This window comes from Deinococcus wulumuqiensis R12 (assembly GCF_011067105.1).
GTDB lineage: Bacteria > Deinococcota > Deinococci > Deinococcales > Deinococcaceae > Deinococcus > Deinococcus wulumuqiensis.
In genome coordinates, this window is the sequence record NZ_CP049357.1 from 781974 (window position 1) to 797197 (window position 15224).

At 58.6% G+C, this 15224-nt stretch carries 14 protein-coding genes and 1 CRISPR repeat array (1 of these 15 only partly in view); of the genes, 11 read left to right on the top strand and 3 right to left on the bottom strand.

From position 1 onward, the window contains the following. Nucleotides 1–27: 27 nt before the first annotated feature. From tnpC to yfdX2, 4 genes are all read left to right on the top strand, one after another. Nucleotides 28–1473 carry an IS66 family transposase gene (tnpC, locus tag G6R31_RS03740; RefSeq protein ID WP_017871705.1) on the top strand — a complete coding sequence of 482 codons (1446 nt, stop codon included), beginning with the start codon at nt 28–30 and terminating at the stop codon, nt 1471–1473. A 247-nt stretch (nt 1474–1720) separates the two neighbouring features. Beyond that, nucleotides 1721–2179, top strand: a complete 459-nt coding sequence (gene hsp20-GI, locus G6R31_RS03745) for a small heat shock protein sHSP20-GI (protein ID WP_025566605.1) — start codon at nt 1721–1723, stop codon at nt 2177–2179. A 22-nt stretch (nt 2180–2201) separates the two neighbouring features. Next, entirely contained in the window at nt 2202–3116 is a 915-nt protein-coding gene (gene yfdX1, locus G6R31_RS03750) for a heat resistance protein YfdX1 (RefSeq protein ID WP_025566607.1), read from the top strand. 102 nt (nt 3117–3218) lie between these two features. After that, a complete protein-coding gene (yfdX2, locus tag G6R31_RS03755; RefSeq protein WP_025566609.1) occupies nt 3219–4106 on the top strand; it encodes a heat resistance protein YfdX2 in 888 nt (295 codons plus the stop codon). Between the two features lie 75 nt (nt 4107–4181). Here yfdX2 and G6R31_RS03760 read toward each other — a convergent pair whose 3' ends face one another. Further along, nucleotides 4182–5264, bottom strand: coding sequence for a transposase (locus G6R31_RS03760; protein WP_225983198.1), 1083 nt, complete (start codon nt 5262–5264; stop codon nt 4182–4184). A 178-nt stretch (nt 5265–5442) separates the two neighbouring features. Here G6R31_RS03760 and G6R31_RS03765 point away from each other — a divergent pair, with 178 nt between their 5' ends. Genes G6R31_RS03765 through G6R31_RS03780 form a run of 4 tightly spaced genes read left to right on the top strand, consistent with a single transcriptional unit; the run spans nt 5443 to nt 9843 of the window. Next, nucleotides 5443–6546 carry an HD domain-containing protein gene (locus G6R31_RS03765; RefSeq protein ID WP_017871697.1) on the top strand — a complete coding sequence of 368 codons (1104 nt, stop codon included), beginning with the start codon at nt 5443–5445 and terminating at the stop codon, nt 6544–6546. After that, on the top strand, nt 6543–8240 hold the full coding sequence (locus G6R31_RS03770; protein WP_225983199.1) for a hypothetical protein: 1698 nt from the start codon (nt 6543–6545) through the stop codon (nt 8238–8240). The genes G6R31_RS03765 and G6R31_RS03770 overlap by 4 nt, the downstream gene beginning before the upstream one ends. After that, on the top strand, nt 8237–9163 hold the full coding sequence (locus tag G6R31_RS03775) for a DevR family CRISPR-associated autoregulator (protein ID WP_017871695.1): 927 nt from the start codon (nt 8237–8239) through the stop codon (nt 9161–9163). Before G6R31_RS03770 ends, G6R31_RS03775 begins: the two co-directional genes overlap by 4 nt. Next, the gene (locus tag G6R31_RS03780) at nt 9160–9843 is read left to right on the top strand and encodes a hypothetical protein (RefSeq protein ID WP_029732643.1); all 684 of its coding nucleotides are present in this window, start codon (nt 9160–9162) and stop codon (nt 9841–9843) included. The genes G6R31_RS03775 and G6R31_RS03780 overlap by 4 nt, the downstream gene beginning before the upstream one ends. 2 nt (nt 9844–9845) lie before the next feature. Here the strand turns inward: G6R31_RS03780 and G6R31_RS03785 are convergent, their stop codons facing one another. Then, nucleotides 9846–10181 carry a type II toxin-antitoxin system PemK/MazF family toxin gene (locus G6R31_RS03785; protein WP_017871693.1) on the bottom strand — a complete coding sequence of 112 codons (336 nt, stop codon included), beginning with the start codon at nt 10179–10181 and terminating at the stop codon, nt 9846–9848. After that, nucleotides 10178–10420 carry a hypothetical protein gene (locus G6R31_RS03790; protein ID WP_114671448.1) on the bottom strand — a complete coding sequence of 81 codons (243 nt, stop codon included), beginning with the start codon at nt 10418–10420 and terminating at the stop codon, nt 10178–10180. Before G6R31_RS03790 ends, G6R31_RS03785 begins: the two co-directional genes overlap by 4 nt. A gap of 86 nt (nt 10421–10506) precedes the next feature. On the opposite strand from G6R31_RS03790, the gene cas1 reads away from it, so the two are divergent. The 3 genes from cas1 to cas4 are packed head-to-tail and all read left to right on the top strand — an operon-like array spanning nt 10507 to nt 12394. Continuing rightward, nucleotides 10507–11517 (top strand): CRISPR-associated endonuclease Cas1, encoded by a 1011-nt coding sequence (gene cas1, locus G6R31_RS03795; RefSeq protein ID WP_017871691.1) that lies wholly within the window; start codon nt 10507–10509, stop codon nt 11515–11517. A 6-nt stretch (nt 11518–11523) separates the two neighbouring features. Next, complete coding sequence (gene cas2 / locus G6R31_RS03800) at nt 11524–11817, top strand: CRISPR-associated endonuclease Cas2 (protein WP_017871690.1); 294 nt, start codon at nt 11524–11526, stop codon at nt 11815–11817. Further along, nucleotides 11810–12394 (top strand): CRISPR-associated protein Cas4, encoded by a 585-nt coding sequence (gene cas4 / locus G6R31_RS03805; RefSeq protein ID WP_017871689.1) that lies wholly within the window; start codon nt 11810–11812, stop codon nt 12392–12394. The genes cas2 and cas4 overlap by 8 nt, the downstream gene beginning before the upstream one ends. A 267-nt stretch (nt 12395–12661) precedes the next feature. Then, nucleotides 12662–15224: direct repeats of the CRISPR family, unit length 37 nt; unit sequence GCCACATCGAAGAAGCCCAGCGTTAGGGCACTGAAAC (it continues 896 nt past the right edge of the window).

Genomic DNA, 15224 nt, shown 5'->3' on the forward strand with positions numbered 1-15224 from the left:
AGGGGGGCAGCGGTTAAGCTGTGAGATATGGAGGCGGCGACGACTGTAGCGGAATTACTGGAAGTCGTCCGCCAGTTGCAGCAACAAATCGGGGAACTCACGCAGCGAGTCAAAGACCTCGAAACGGAGAACCAAGCGTTACGGGAAGAAAATGCTCGTCTGCGCGAAGAGAACACGCGACTGAAGAAGCGCATCAACGATCTGGAGCGCCAGGGCAAGAAGTACACCGCGCCTCACAGCCGTGAAGCGCTGAAAGCCGATCCCCAACGCCCAGGACGCAAACCAGGGCAGGGGACATTCACCTATCGTCAAGTGCCAGAGAGCATCACCGAAGAAATCACTGTCTCAGTGCCGAACCGCTGCCCGGCCTGCGACTTCTTGGGTGAACTGCAATTGAGCCACTTCGAGAAGGCCAGCATCACGGAGTTGCCCGCTGGGATGCGTGGTCAGGTGACGGTGTACAACGTGCCTGTGATGATCTGCCCGCAGTGCGGGCAGAAGGTACGTGGGGAACATCCTGACCTGGCGGCTGGACAGTGTGGCGCGACCGCGCACCGAATTGGGCCACGTCTGGCGGCGGTGGTTCAAACCCTGCATCATGAATTGGGCGTGTCAGAGCGGAAGATTCCCCGCTTACTGGCGATGACGGTGGGTCTGTCATTGACGCAGGGGGCCATCAATCAAGCCGCACAGCGGCTTGCTCAGGATGGTGGACTGTTGGCAGAGGACGTTCTCGCGTTGGAAGAACGCCTGCGAGGGGCGGCGTACGTCCACCACGACGACACGGGTTGGCGCATGAACGGCCAGCAGGCGTGGGTGAATGCTTACCGTTCTGAGGACGTGGCCCTGTTCAAAGCCAATCGCAGGCACACGGCGGCGGAGTTGCACGCTGTCCTGAAAGACAGTTTTGCTGGGACACTGATCTGTGACCGCTTCGTCACCTATGACGCACAGCAGTTCGCTGAAGTTCCTCAGCAAAAGTGCCTGTCCCACGTCATCCGCAACATCAGCGATGTTGCGGAGCAAGTGCAAGGCCGTGCTGGACGAGCCTTGGCATATGTCCTGAAACTCAAAGCGGCCTTCCAGGAGGCCATGACGGTTCACCGGGATTTTGTGGAAGGACGCTGTCATGAACGGCACTTTCGTATTCGGGCTGATCGAGTGCGGCGCTTGGTGAACCGCTTGCTGAAACGCACTGATCTGCGAACGAAGGAAAGCGAACGGCTCCGAGCGGGACTCTGGAAACAGCATCAAAGGGGTCGCTTGTTACTGTTTCTGGAGAAACCGAGTTTGCCACCCACGAATAATGCCGCTGAACGTCAGTTACGCAGTGTCGTCCTAGCCCGGAAAGTCTCTCAGTGCAGCAAGAACGAGCGTGGAGCCACCACCTACATGCGCATCAAATCCGTCACCGAGACCGCTCGTCTTCGTGGCCATGACCCCGTTGATGTCCTCATGGCACTCAGGCGCTAATCAGATACCGCTGAATTTCCCCTCTGATGCCTCCGTCAGTTCCTCCACATGCCGCGCCATGACCGCCATCAGCACTTCCTTCTCTTTTGCTGCGTCCATACCCCATCATCCCATTTCACCGAGATGCACCCTTGACCCAAGGACTTGTTCTTGATAGAAACGAAAAGTAGTAGGCTCTGTTCAGAGTGAACCGGCGGCTCTGTCGGTGCGTCATCCAATTCGCCGGCATTGTTCAAGGAGAACCGATATGTCTGCATTGACTCCGTGGGACCCCTTCCGGGAACTGGATGAATTGCAAAACCGCCTGGCGACGATGTTCGGACGGACACCCCAGCGACAGGGCGCCCGTACCGGCAACGAAGCCATGACCACGGCGGACTGGGCACCAATGGTGGACATCAGCGAGGATGAGAACGCATTCATCCTCAAACTGGATCTGCCGGAGGTCCCCAAGGATGCCGTGCGCGTCAGCGCGGAAAACGGCGTGCTCACCATCAGCGGCGAGCGCAAACTGGAAAAAGAGGAGCAAGGCAAGAAGTTCCACCGCATCGAACGTGCGTATGGCCGCTTTGTGCGCAGCTTTGTCTTGCCTGACAACGTTGATCCGACCAAGGTGACGGCTTCCATGAAAGACGGCGTGCTGGAAGTGCGGCTTGTCAAGGCCGAGCAAGCCAAACCGAAACAGATTGAAATCTCAGTCAACTAACTTCAATCAGGAGCCCAGGATCATGAATATCAAACAGCCCCAATTAACCTTCTCCGCACTTGCCCTGGCGGTCGTCGTCGGACTGAGCGGACCGGCCCAGGCCCAATCGGCGGCAGGTTCTAGACCAGGTGCTGCAGCACCCTCTGCCGCATCCAAAGCGGCGCAGCCACAGGTAGATGACAAGGTCGCCCGGGAAGCCGCGAAAAAGCGCGCCAAACTCGCCCGAGATGCAATCACTGCGCTGGCCAAGACCCATGAGGCATTGATCCTCCTTGATGCAAGGAAGACCAAGGAGGCGCTCGCTGCGCTGGAACTGGCCAGCGGAAAGCTGGAACTGGTATTGGCACGCGACGCCAAACTTGCTTTGGCGCCCGTCGATGTACGCGTCATCACCCATGACATCCACGCCAACGTGGAATCGGTCAAGAAAGCGGTCAAGTTGTCTCGGGAGTTGTTGGATGATGGCGAGGTGCAAAAGGCACGGCCCATTGTTGCCAATCTTGCCAGCGAAATCGTGATCGAAACCGACAACCTGCCGATGGCAACGTACCCGGCAGCGATCAAGTCGGCCGCACGGCTCATCGACAGCGGCAAGATTGACGATGCCAAGGCGGTGCTCGCCCGAGCGCTGAACACGCTGGTGATGACCTCGGTCGCCTTTCCTCTGCCCGTGCTACGGGCCGAAGCCGCGATGGCAAAAGCGGAAAAGCTGGCCGAGACCGGCAAGCGCAATGCCAAGCAGAACGAGGAGCTCAGCGCCCTGCTGGCCTACGTGCGCACGGAAATCGAGCTGGCGCAGATCCTGGGTTATGGCAAGAAGGCGGACTTCAAGCCCATCTTCGATCAGGTGAAGGCTATTGAGCAAAAGTCGGCTGGTGGCAAAAGCGGCAAGGGATGGTTCGACGAGTTGAAGACGCGCCTCCAAAAGCTGTTTTGAGGTGATGAAGGGGCCGACTGTTCGGTCGGTCAGTCTCGCGATGTCCGCAGTCAGCCCCAATAGATTCGCCTATTTTCACTAACTCATACGAGGCATATCACCATGAACGAGCAAACATCGAATCCCAATGCGACGAGCAAAGAAATAAACGAACAGGCCGCGGTAAGCAGCCTTCCTGTCACTCCAGAGGCCAAGCCTGAAGTCGTCACGGAGGTACAGCCTGAGGTTCAGAAGGAAACGGACTCGCAGGTGGCAGACAAACGTAAACAAGTCCTCGATGAGGCCGTCTCGGCCTTGGCGCTGACCAAATCAGCGCTGGCCGCACTTGACGGCAATGACGCTGCACGCGCATTGGCAACGCTGGCCGAAGTGACGGGAAAGCTGGAGCTGATCGTTGCGCGCGAACCCACGCTCGCCCTGGCCCCCGTTGATGTGCTCACCATCGTGCACGACTTGTTCGCCAACACGGAAACCATTGAGGCGATGACCGACGAGGCGCTGGATGCCCTCAAACATGGCGAGGTGCAACAGGCACGTCACTTGCTGGCTTTGCTGGCCAGTGAAATCGTGATCACGGTCACCAGCATCCCTCTGGCGTCCTATCCCGCAGCCGTGAAGTCAGTCGTGCCGCTGATCGATCAGGGCAAGATTGAAGAAGCCAAAGCCGCGCTGCAGGCAGCGCTCAGCACGCTGGTCGAGGAGCGCAGCGTGCTTCCGCTGCCCGTCCTGCGTGCGAAGCTGCTCCTGCAGCGCGCCGAGACCTTGGTAGAAGATGGTCAGCGCAGCGAAGCGTCCAATGAGCGCCTGGAGACATTATTGAACGAAGCGCGGCAGCAGTTGGAAATGGCAGAACTGCTGGGCTATGGAAAGAAGAAGGACTTTGAGCCCCTGTATGCTGAACTCAAGAAAGTCAAGCAAAAGACGGCTGGGGGAGGCGGCGGAAAAGGCTGGCTCGATGAAATCAAGGCAAAGCTGTCCAAGTTGTTCTGAAACCGCTGGATAGGGCGTAAGAGGGGCGCGTCGCGCCCCTCTCTTGGCTCAGGAGTGCTGACGGCCTGACAGATTTTATGAGGGCGGAGCGGAAATCAGCACCCACACACAGTTAAAGCAGTCAAAAGGGTCAGGATTCTTTTGCTTCCGATGACCGAGCGGGGCGGGATCAGGCCCACCGATCAGTGCGACCTGCTTCAACACCTGTTCACCCCAAGACAGTGCCTGTTTGATGCGATTCATACCGATTTTGAGGAAACTGATACCGCGCTCCCAGTGCGGATCAACGAGTCTCCGGTGGCCTTGTGCGACACAGGCATCACCTTCAGATACGAGAAAGAGCGTTGCCAACGAAAGAATCAGACACAATCTCTCCAATTTTCCTTCATCGCGCAACATGGACTCTTCCAACTGGAAGAGTCCACTTTTATCGTCCAGGAAGCCTTCTTCGATACCAAAGCGTTCACCGTAGACTTCCAAGGTTTCCAGACTGGTCGGCTCATTGCTCACGACTTGCCAGGTGTCCTGCCCATGAGCGGGACGAGCAAGCGCCAGATGTACTGGGCCATATTTTTGGCCTGTCAGTCGCATGTTATGGAAGCACTTCGCTTCGCCAACTTGAAGAGCGACCTCACCCACTTTACACAGCCTCTGCCCGTTTGCTGCACACAGCAGCAGGCTGGATTTGATGCGAATGATATAGTTCCATCCGCACTGAGACAGTAAATCCATCAACTCGACATCACAAAAGCCTCGATCAGCCAGGAACCTCACGTTGTCGATGCCTGCCGCCGCAAGGATTCCCCTGGCCTGGGCAATGATCGGCGTCAATTGTTCGGTGCTGACCTGTGCGCTGGCATGCTTGATGACTCGGGTGACGAGCGGAACCGCTCGTCCACGGAACAAAATGGAGATGCGGATCATGCAGTACGTGTTGAACAGCATGCTGGTGTCCAAGGCCAATTTGAGGACGTGTGGCCCCCAGTGGCGTAAAGCCTTCATGACGGCTGGGCCGTAGATGTCGGTCGCATTGATGTGTTTGTTATCGAGCCAGCGCACAATCTGCCGTTCTATGCTCTGGGCATATCGCCCAGCAGGCAAATAAGGAAGCCACGCTGATGGCGTGGCTCGCCGAGAGAGAATGAGTGCGGCAACCATCCAGGCACACGTTTTAGCGTTCCGGATATCGTTCCAGAAGGCGTTTTTGACGTGATCGAAGACAGACTGGTAGAGTCGAGGAGCGTCCCCAAGGAGTGTTTCTGTTGTCACGAACAAAAAGCATCCGCATCGGGAACGCTTTCTCATACTTTCTGTCAGGCCGTCAGGTGTAACGAGAGTGGATTTCGCCGCGCTGGAAAGGAACCGGGAAGCACGGGGGCCGGACTACTCTGGTGAAAGCTGGCTGGTCAAGATTCCGCGTGAAGTGGAGCCTGAGCCCAAATCTGCGGAAAGCGAAATCCGCCAGCCCACCAAGCTGGACTGGATTCCGGTGACGAGTGCGGCAGAGTTACAAGGGCAGACACTGGTCTTGGTGAATCCCGAGTTCGTCTTCTACAACCGCGAAGAGGGCTTTCGTTGGGACGCTCCCGAAGGCGGCCGCTTGGGTGTGAGGCTGGAAGATATCCCCGCAGCGCACAACCCACGCCCAACGGGAGAAGGCGGTCACTATTGGTACGTCTATGAGACCTATCAAGAACACATTGAGCGGGTACTCGCTTCCGCGCAGAAACACGCGAAGGACGTATGGCATATCTGCCCGAAGGTGGACAGGAAATTCGAATTACCTGATGGCACGACCGAGCTGGCTCTCAAGGCCGCCATCGCCGCGCACGATATTGGGAAGTTATCGGAAGGCTGGCAGCGGTGGACGCGGGGCTGGCAGGCGTTGCAGGTGGCGAACTACGGCCAGCAGACCCTCTGGGACGGCAAAAGCGTCGCCAAGACTCAGACAGTAGGCGAGTATTGCGCCCACACCGATTACCACCCCAAATATGACAAGGAACGGAATCAGGCATTCGACAAGGGCGGCAAGCGACCACCGCACGCGGGCGAGTCGGCTGCTGTGTTCATGGCAGCATTTGGCGAGGTACTGCGGAAACGTTTAGGTGAGAAGAACGCCAGAAGCGTGGCCTACGGCGTAGCGGGCGCAGTGACACGGCACCACTCTGCCGCAGCGACGGGCGAGACAAGCGCTTGGAAGCTGGACGCAGGTGCGGCAGCTGAAGCCCAGCGGGTGTTTACGCTCATCGCAGCAGCCGAGCTTGACCCAACCGTGATGGACAGGCTGCAACGTGGTGGCGTCAAGGCGACGCTGAGGCCCCTGTCCCTCTCACCCACCGACCCTCTCGCATGGTTGGTCTACACCCTCGCTTCACGTACGTTACGCTTGGGTGACACCCGTTCATTCGAAGCTGTGCGCTTACAGGAGGCTGTTTCTTGAACACCTATACCGTTCCCCGCGTGCAGGGCACCTACGCTGACAGCCTGACCGCATTGGGTCTCGCTAAGTTGCTGACTGCCTTCACAGGAGGACAACCCGTAGGGCTGCGACTAGACAGCAGTCGAGACGCCTTCATTCTGGAGTCGGCAGAGCCAGATTTAAGCGTGAATGTGGGGCAGCTTTACGAGTACATCAAGACTGAAAAGGACAAAGACGCACCTGCTGACTCCTACGATTATGAGAAGAAAAGGGCCGCTAGGGAAAGGTTTTTCAAGTGGCAAGCCGCCAATAAGACTGAAGCCAGAGCGGGCCGTTACGCCGACGACATTCCGCCACCGAGTCCCAACTACTCACTGTTTTCCAGTCTGGTGGACATGCTCAAGCCGATTAACGCCAGCGGCTACGCTTCGGCTTACCGTGAACTGGCCTCTGAGCGGCGCGCCGAGCATATTCAGATTGCGCTGGAAGCGTTCAGTGGCGGCGGCTTGCCTTCTGAAATAGCGACGGCAGCCCTTAAAAAGCGGCTGAAGGGCAATAAGGCCAACGAAGTTTCCATCGTCCAGATTTTTAACCCTATGACCGGCAAAGGCATGAACTCGCCCAAAGCCAACACGATTGGCATGGGGCAGGAGAAAGCGCCGCTGGTGCTGGAAACCCTGAAGTACGCAGGCTGGTTCGTAGGGGCAGTCGCGGTAACACCGAGGGGCAGCAAAGACCTCAAGGTGTTGGTGGTCCAAGCCGCTGATATTGAGATTGACGCGCTGGAAAGGCTGATGAATGACTTTCGGGCGAGCTTTATAGGCGGCGGAGCCATTCAGGTGGACATTCTGGCTGCGTTGACGCTCACGGAAACGCTGCTCAAGTATCACGAGTTGCAGGACGCCGACTGGCTCAATCCCGCAGAAGTGGTCACCGGTTTTCAGACCGCCTACTTTCAGAATCTAGGCAGTGCAAAAGGCGTTACCAACATCTCCTTCATCTCCCTGCCGCACTGGGTCAATCTGCAAGACGATGCGGGACAGAGCGAGTGGTTGGACATCCTCAAGGAGCATCGCCAAATCATTCGTAACCTCGACGAAAGTCATTCGGAAGAACGCAATCTGCTCGAAAAGTACCGCGATTTTCTCAGCGGGCAGGATGTGCGGGCTTTCCTAGAGTTCCTGTCGGACTACGGGCCGCATGCTTTGCGGCTGGCAGACAAGGGCAAATACGCGCTGTGGGTGCAAACCGAACACCTAGGGAGGGTACTGAACAATATGGGAAAAAACGACATTACGAGCATCATTTCCGACACAGGCTTTCAGAGCGTGGCGGGTGCTATCCGCAGGGCCACTCGTACGGCGCTTTACTCGCGCAAACTGGGCAATGACCGTACCTACGACGTGCACTACGGGCTGGCGCAAGAGCTGAAGCGGAGCGCCGTGACCAAGGTCAAGTTCATGGCGACATTGTCCGAGTTCGTTGCCGAGTACATGACCGAAAACCTTCGCGCCGCTGACCGAGGCAAGAAAGGCCGCGCCCCCGTGACCACGGAAGACCTGCTGGCAGTAGGCAAGCTGCTGGACGAGCATGACCCGCAGATGGTCGCCATGTTGCTGATCGCCTATGGCTACGCCAAGGAGCCAAAGGACGAGACACCTGAACCCACTCCGACGCCAGACAACGACCATCAAAATCAGGAGGAAAACGAATGACCCTACGCACCCTCTCCATCTCCGGCCTTGCCACCCTCAACCTGCACTCGCTGAACAATGAAGGCGGAGAAGGCAACCACATCCAGACACGCATGGTGGACGTGGTGGACAAGGACGGCAACCTGCACCCCGTCAACGCTGTGTCAGGCGACATGTTCAAGCACATCTTCGCCGAGCATTTTCAGGCCATCGCTAAGGAAGAAGGGCTGACGCTGTGCGCAGGTTGCCAGACGCTCAATGCCAACCGTCTGAACGCCGACCCCGCCTTTGAGAAAGCGATCAACGGCAAGTCGAATATCGAGATTCTCGACCTTCTGCCCGTCAGTTGCGCTCTTGATGATGTAGCGGGCATCCTGATTACTCAGGGAAACCGCGCACTGGGTCGCAAGAGCGTGGTGGAATTTTCGTGGGTTCCGGGCGTGCCCGAAAAAGTGAAGACAGGCAGTTACTTTCACGTCAAATATGACCCGCAGGGTCGCGGAAAAACCGACGCGGATGACGGCAGCAACAAGGGCCAAGCCATCTTCCACCGTCCTGCTTCCAGCGGACAGTACGCTCTGGTAGCTCATGTGGAAGCCCACCGCATTGGCCTGAACGACATTACCCGCGAATACGCGATTAGCGAAGAAGAACGGCAGAAGCGGTTGCGGGCCGTGCTGCGAGCGTTGACGCTGACTTTCCTCCACCCAGGGGGAGCTATGCGGAATACCCAAAGCCCTCACCTCACCGACTTTCAGGGCGTGATTACCACCAGTGACCATAGCGTGCCTGCGCCAACCGTCAGTGCCCTGAACGACGATTTCGCCGCGCAAGTCAAAGGAATTGCAGCTGCGCTGGAGAAGATGAGCGGCAAGGCGGTGGGTGTTCACGACTTCGGCTCTCTGGCGCAGTTTGCCGAAAAGATGAGCGAAATCACGGTATGACTTGGTTGGTGGCAACCTACGAACCGACGGCCCTCTTCAGCCTGAAGGACTCGCAGGCCACCAGCGCGGCGGGCAAATCGCTGCTGGTGCCCAGCCCTTACGCGGTCAAGACGGCCCTGATTGATGTAGCGGTGAACTGGCAGGGTGTGGCTTTCGCGCAAGAAGTCTTCGGCTGGCTACGCGGCCTCCAGATGCGGAGCAGTCCGCCGCAGTGGGCCTGTGTGACCAATTCGTTTGTGAAGGTACAGCGTCCACCCAAAACTGCCGAACCGGGCAACCCTTTCAAGCCGACGGTGGCCTTCCGCGAATATGTCCAGTTTCGTGGCGAACTGCGCCTCGCCTTTGAAGTGTCTGGGCTGACGGCGGAGCAGCGCCAAACCCTATCGGAACTGCTATTGCGTCTAAACATGCTGGGTAAACGTGGCGGTTTCATGCAGTGGCTGCAACAAAGCGAAATGCCTGACCTGAACGCGCACTTTGTCGCTCACACAGGTGACGGACGTATGGCGGGGGGCAGCGCGGTGATGCACTACCTGGACGACTACGGCCCCAAGATGACGTGGGAGAAGATCAGCACCTTTGACAAAGCCACGCCTGACCGTGTGGTGGTGTCGGCACTCGTGCCCTACCGCATGACGCGCTCCAGCAAGCGTTCAACGGTGTATGAGCGGGTAGGCTGACTTCAGCCCAGCCCCAGATGCACCTTCAGCTTTCTGTCCACGTCTTCCAGTTGAGCCGCGCTCAAACTTCCCAAATAGTTGCCGAAGCGAGTGCGGTTCAGGCCGCGAACGTAGTTGAGTTGCACGCGGCTGGATTCGGGCAGGCCACACGTTCCCGCCGGGAGCATTACATCAAACGGATATTCGCGGCTGACATTGCTGGTGATTGGCGCGACGACCAGATGAGGCAAAGTCTCATTCGCAAGGTTGTTGGTCAGTAGCACAGCGGGGCGGGTTCGGGCGGGTTCACCCTGCACACTCGGTTCAAAGTTGACCTGATAGATGTCGCCGCGCCTCATTCCTGCTCCTGCATGGGAAGCCCCAACCAGGCTTCGGCCTCGGCCTGAGCGGTAGGGTCAGCAGCATAGTCGCTGGCAAAACGCTCGTATTCGCGCTTGAGTTCCTGTTCCCTGAGGGCCGCCGCCGCTGCCTCGACTGCCGCACTGAAGGAAGGGAGGCGGTGGCGAGTCTGATAATCCTCTAGAAACTTCATCACCTGTGCATCAAAGACGACATGTTTTCTATGGGCCTGAGTCATGGGCTAATTTTTGCACACCATAAGTGGGCCAAGATAGGCATTTCTAAGCGTCATCCAGTGACGCCCCCTCGTGCCACGTTCCCCGTATGAATCTCATCATCTCGGAGCGTGGCACTTTTCTGGCCCTTCGCAGCGAACGCCTGCGCCTACAAGTGCCGCAGCAGGAACCGCAGGAAGTCGCCCTGCGTGACCTGCAAACGGTCACGGTGACGACCACCGCCTGTACCCTCAGTGCCGAGGCCATTCGCGCCTGTGCCAAGTTTGGCGTGCAGATTGACCTTGTCGATGGACTGGGTGCGCCGTATGCCAAATTCAGCAGCCCATATTTGGTCGGCACCGTCAGCACCCGCCGCGCCCAGATGACGGCTTACCTCACGCCTGCTGGGTTGGAGGTCGCCCGCCACGCCATTCGCGCCCGCCTCCGCAATCAGGCCAGCTTGCTGAAATACTTCGGCAAGTACCGCAAGGAGGCCGACCCCGTCGCCTACGAAGCGATACAGAGGGCACTGCCCAGCCTCACAGCACTGGAGGCCGAACTGGACGGCATTCAGGGCGCAAACATCGATGAAGTCCGCGATGTCCTGCTGGGTATCGAGGGACGGGGCGGCGTGGTGTACTGGGGGGCCATCGCCGCCATGCTGCCCGCCGACCTCGGCTTTCCAGGTCGTACGGGGCGCGGAGCAACCGACCCTACCAACATGACCCTGAACTACGGCTACGGCATTCTCTATGCGCGGGCGGCAGGCGTGTTGGCGACGGTGGGCCTTGAACCATTTGCCGGGTTTTTGCACACCGACAGACCTGGCAAACCCTCGCTGGTGCTGGACTTTGTGGAAGGGTTCCGCGCCGCCTGCGTTGACCGGCCCACGTTGGCCTTGCTGGGACGCGGCTGGCGACCCGAACTGGACGAACACGGCAAATTGACGCCCGAAACGCGCAAGCGGATTGCCACGGCGGTGAATGACCGGCTGGACACCCGCGACAACGTGGGCAGCAAGAAATTCCGTCTGCAAAACATCATGGTCATGCAAGCCCGCAAACTGGCGACCTTCCTGCGGGACGAGGGTGATTACCCCGTGTACGTGGCGAGCTGGTGACGATACATGGTCAAAGTCATTCAAGATGAACGCAAAGCGGGTCAGCCGACACTGGTGCTGTACGACGTGCAGGACGACAAACGCCGCACCAAGGTCATGAACGCCTGCAAGGATTACGGCCTCGCCCGCTGGCAGTACAGTGCCTATCAGGGCAAGCTCACCCACGCGGCGCGACGTGAACTAGAGACGCGACTGGAAAAGGCACTTGGGGACAGCGGCGGACTGATAGCGATTTTGCAACTGGAGCAGTGGCAGATTGACGACGCCACCATCATCTTTCAGGTGCCCGAAGATGACTGAGGCGCTCCTCATCACCCCCACCGAACTGCGGCAATGGCATTACTGTCCCCGCGTGGTGTTCTTTGAACGCTGCACCCCGGTCAGGCGGCGCGAAACCATCTTGATGATGCACGGGCGCGAGAAACATCAGACCGAACTGGTCAAAGAAAGGCGGCGTACCCTTTCACGTTATGACCTGGCCGAAGGCGAGCGAAGGTACGACGTGCGGCTCACCAACTCTGCCTTGGGCCTAAATGGCGAACTGGACTTGCTGATTGTGAATGGACAGGAAGCATACCCAGTCGAGTTCAAACACACGCATCGCTCACCCGATCCCGGACACAAACTTCAGCTGTGTGCCTACGCCCTGCTCGTTGAGGCCGAACTGGGGCTGACTTGCCCCTATGGGTACTGGCACTCGAGCCGCACCCGGCAAACCCATACCGTCCCCATAGATACCCGATTGCGAAGGCGTACCCTTCAAGCGATTGCCGAAGTGCGCGCTTTCATTGAGCTTGAGCGGTGCCCGCCTCCCACCTCAAAAACGGTAAAATGCTTGGAATGCGAACTGAGGAACTTCTGCGGAGATACGCTGTGACCCGTTCGCAAAAGCTGAGGCTGCACGCAGAGCCGCCTGATTTGCGAAGCGTTGTCACGGCAATTTTGCCGCTTTTCGGTGATGAGCAACCCAGAGATCCGCTCCTCATGGAAAATAAGAGTGTGTCAGACACACCGCAAATGGCCCTATCCAACGTCTCTCCTGTCATTTGCGACCAACATGGACAGGCTATACTTTTGCCGTGATGGAGGCATCACGCGCTACATGACAGCCCAAATGAATTTGAGAAAACGCGTGAAATAAGCGGCCACATCGAAGAAGCCCAGCGTTAGGGCACTGAAACATTCATATCTCCACCCACGCCGAAGGAAACGGCACGGCCACATCGAAGAAGCCCAGCGTTAGGGCACTGAAACTGCTCCTCGCGCTGCTGGTCGGCGTGCTCGTGGGCCGCCACATCGAAGAAGCCCAGCGTTAGGGCACTGAAACTTCGGTCCCCGGCCGCCATGCAGCGCCAGGTGCTTGGCCACATCGAAGAAGCCCAGCGTTAGGGCACTGAAACCGGTGAGGCTCGCTCGCAAAAGGCCCTGAGCAAAGTGCCACATCGAAGAAGCCCAGCGTTAGGGCACTGAAACGACGGTCCAGTTCCTGCACGGCCTGTTCCACCGCAGCCACATCGAAGAAGCCCAGCGTTAGGGCACTGAAACATTCATATCTCCACCCACGCCGAAGGAAACGGCACGGCCACATCGAAGAAGCCCAGCGTTAGGGCACTGAAACCCGAAGGCGCCCCGAAGATCATGTTCGTCTGGAAGGCCACATCGAAGAAGCCCAGCGTTAGGGCACTGAAACAGTGTCTGGACACCGAGCGCGGCACGGTGCGCGGCAGCCACATCGAAGAAGCCCAGCGTTAGGGCACTGAAACGTGTAGATGACCCACTCATCGCCGTTGGGCAGCACCGCCACATCGAAGAAGCCCAGCGTTAGGGCACTGAAACAGTCAATCGGCGTCTGGTCGAAGGCCAGAGCGGGCCACATCGAAGAAGCCCAGCGTTAGGGCACTGAAACTCTGCCATGTACGCGGCGTAACCGGGCGTGGCGGGGCCACATCGAAGAAGCCCAGCGTTAGGGCACTGAAACGAGGAACTGACGGGGCGGTTCGTGTGGGCGTCCCTGCGCCACATCGAAGAAGCCCAGCGTTAGGGCACTGAAACTGCCGCTGCCGGAAAAACCCCGGCCTGAGCCTCAGCCGGCCACATCGAAGAAGCCCAGCGTTAGGGCACTGAAACTGGTCCATATGGACACGGCCATCAACAGCGGGCCGGGCCACATCGAAGAAGCCCAGCGTTAGGGCACTGAAACAGTTCGGGGCTGAGTAGGGCCTGGGCTTTTGCTTCGAGCCACATCGAAGAAGCCCAGCGTTAGGGCACTGAAACCATGCCCTGGAGTCAGGCCTTCGTGCTGGCCCTGATCGCGTTCGCCACATCGAAGAAGCCCAGCGTTAGGGCACTGAAACGTGATTCGCGGGGACTGGGGGCGCCGGTGAAGCCCGGGCCACATCGAAGAAGCCCAGCGTTAGGGCACTGAAACTGACCACCACGCTGCTGCTGACCAACCCCGGCCCCGCCACATCGAAGAAGCCCAGCGTTAGGGCACTGAAACCGCCTCGGCTCCCGCTTCTCCTCCACCTTCTCCGGGCCACATCGAAGAAGCCCAGCGTTAGGGCACTGAAACGTCTCGCGCAGGATGATGTTCGGCTCCTTGAACGCGCCACATCGAAGAAGCCCAGCGTTAGGGCACTGAAACGTCTATAACCCGGACGGCACTCCCAAAATGGCCTAGCCACATCGAAGAAGCCCAGCGTTAGGGCACTGAAACAGTTCAAGCCGAAAGCGGCAGGTAGGTGTGAGAGGTGCCACATCGAAGAAGCCCAGCGTTAGGGCACTGAAACCAGCAGCCCGGAAATGAGGCGCGTGGGCTTAGGCAGCCACATCGAAGAAGCCCAGCGTTAGGGCACTGAAACGTGATTCGCGGGGACTGGGGGCGCCGGTGAAGCCCGGGCCACATCGAAGAAGCCCAGCGTTAGGGCACTGAAACGTCTCGCGCAGGATGATGTTCGGCTCCTTGAACGCGCCACATCGAAGAAGCCCAGCGTTAGGGCACTGAAACGGCACCAGTCGCTGATTTCTCGCTGGGAAGCAGACGCCACATCGAAGAAGCCCAGCGTTAGGGCACTGAAACAGCCACGTCATCTTCTGGTGGCAGAAATCGGCAGAGCCACATCGAAGAAGCCCAGCGTTAGGGCACTGAAACGACTGACGCCGTAAACGTAGCCGGAATTGAGGGAGCCGCCACATCGAAGAAGCCCAGCGTTAGGGCACTGAAACGCTCAGGGCACGGTCATTCAGGGCAACGTGCCCGGCCACATCGAAGAAGCCCAGCGTTAGGGCACTGAAACAGCGCAGCACGCACGGCACGGTGCTGCTCACGCTCGCCACATCGAAGAAGCCCAGCGTTAGGGCACTGAAACCGCCATCATCGGGCCTATGGGAGTGACCACATGGCTGCCACATCGAAGAAGCCCAGCGTTAGGGCACTGAAACCCGAGTGAGCAGGTGCGCGAACTTGGGGCGTACCGCCACATCGAAGAAGCCCAGCGTTAGGGCACTGAAACCCCGCTCGGCCAGCGCCACAGCCTGGGCGTGTAGGCCACATCGAAGAAGCCCAGCGTTAGGGCACTGAAACCTGTTGCTGGCGGTGGGACTGCTGCCCTGCCCAAGCCACATCGAAGAAGCCCAGCGTTAGGGCACTGAAACTCCGCGACGGCGCGACGTGGCAGGAAGTCACCAGCGCCACATCGAAGAAGCCC

Coding starts and splice junctions, on each gene's coding strand:
- tnpC (WP_017871705.1), top strand. CDS start 28: ATGGAGGCGGCGACGACTGTAGCGGAATTACTGGAAGTCGTCCGCCAG.
- hsp20-GI (WP_025566605.1), top strand. CDS start 1,721: ATGTCTGCATTGACTCCGTGGGACCCCTTCCGGGAACTGGATGAATTG.
- yfdX2 (WP_025566609.1), top strand. CDS start 3,219: ATGAACGAGCAAACATCGAATCCCAATGCGACGAGCAAAGAAATAAAC.
- cas2 (WP_017871690.1), top strand. CDS start 11,524: ATGGTCAAAGTCATTCAAGATGAACGCAAAGCGGGTCAGCCGACACTG.
- yfdX1 (WP_025566607.1), top strand. CDS start 2,202: ATGAATATCAAACAGCCCCAATTAACCTTCTCCGCACTTGCCCTGGCG.
- G6R31_RS03760 (WP_225983198.1), bottom strand. CDS start 5,264: ATGGTTGCCGCACTCATTCTCTCTCGGCGAGCCACGCCATCAGCGTGG.
- G6R31_RS03775 (WP_017871695.1), top strand. CDS start 8,237: ATGACCCTACGCACCCTCTCCATCTCCGGCCTTGCCACCCTCAACCTG.
- cas4 (WP_017871689.1), top strand. CDS start 11,810: ATGACTGAGGCGCTCCTCATCACCCCCACCGAACTGCGGCAATGGCAT.
- G6R31_RS03790 (WP_114671448.1), bottom strand. CDS start 10,420: ATGACTCAGGCCCATAGAAAACATGTCGTCTTTGATGCACAGGTGATG.
- cas1 (WP_017871691.1), top strand. CDS start 10,507: ATGAATCTCATCATCTCGGAGCGTGGCACTTTTCTGGCCCTTCGCAGC.
- G6R31_RS03780 (WP_029732643.1), top strand. CDS start 9,160: ATGACTTGGTTGGTGGCAACCTACGAACCGACGGCCCTCTTCAGCCTG.
- G6R31_RS03785 (WP_017871693.1), bottom strand. CDS start 10,181: ATGAGGCGCGGCGACATCTATCAGGTCAACTTTGAACCGAGTGTGCAG.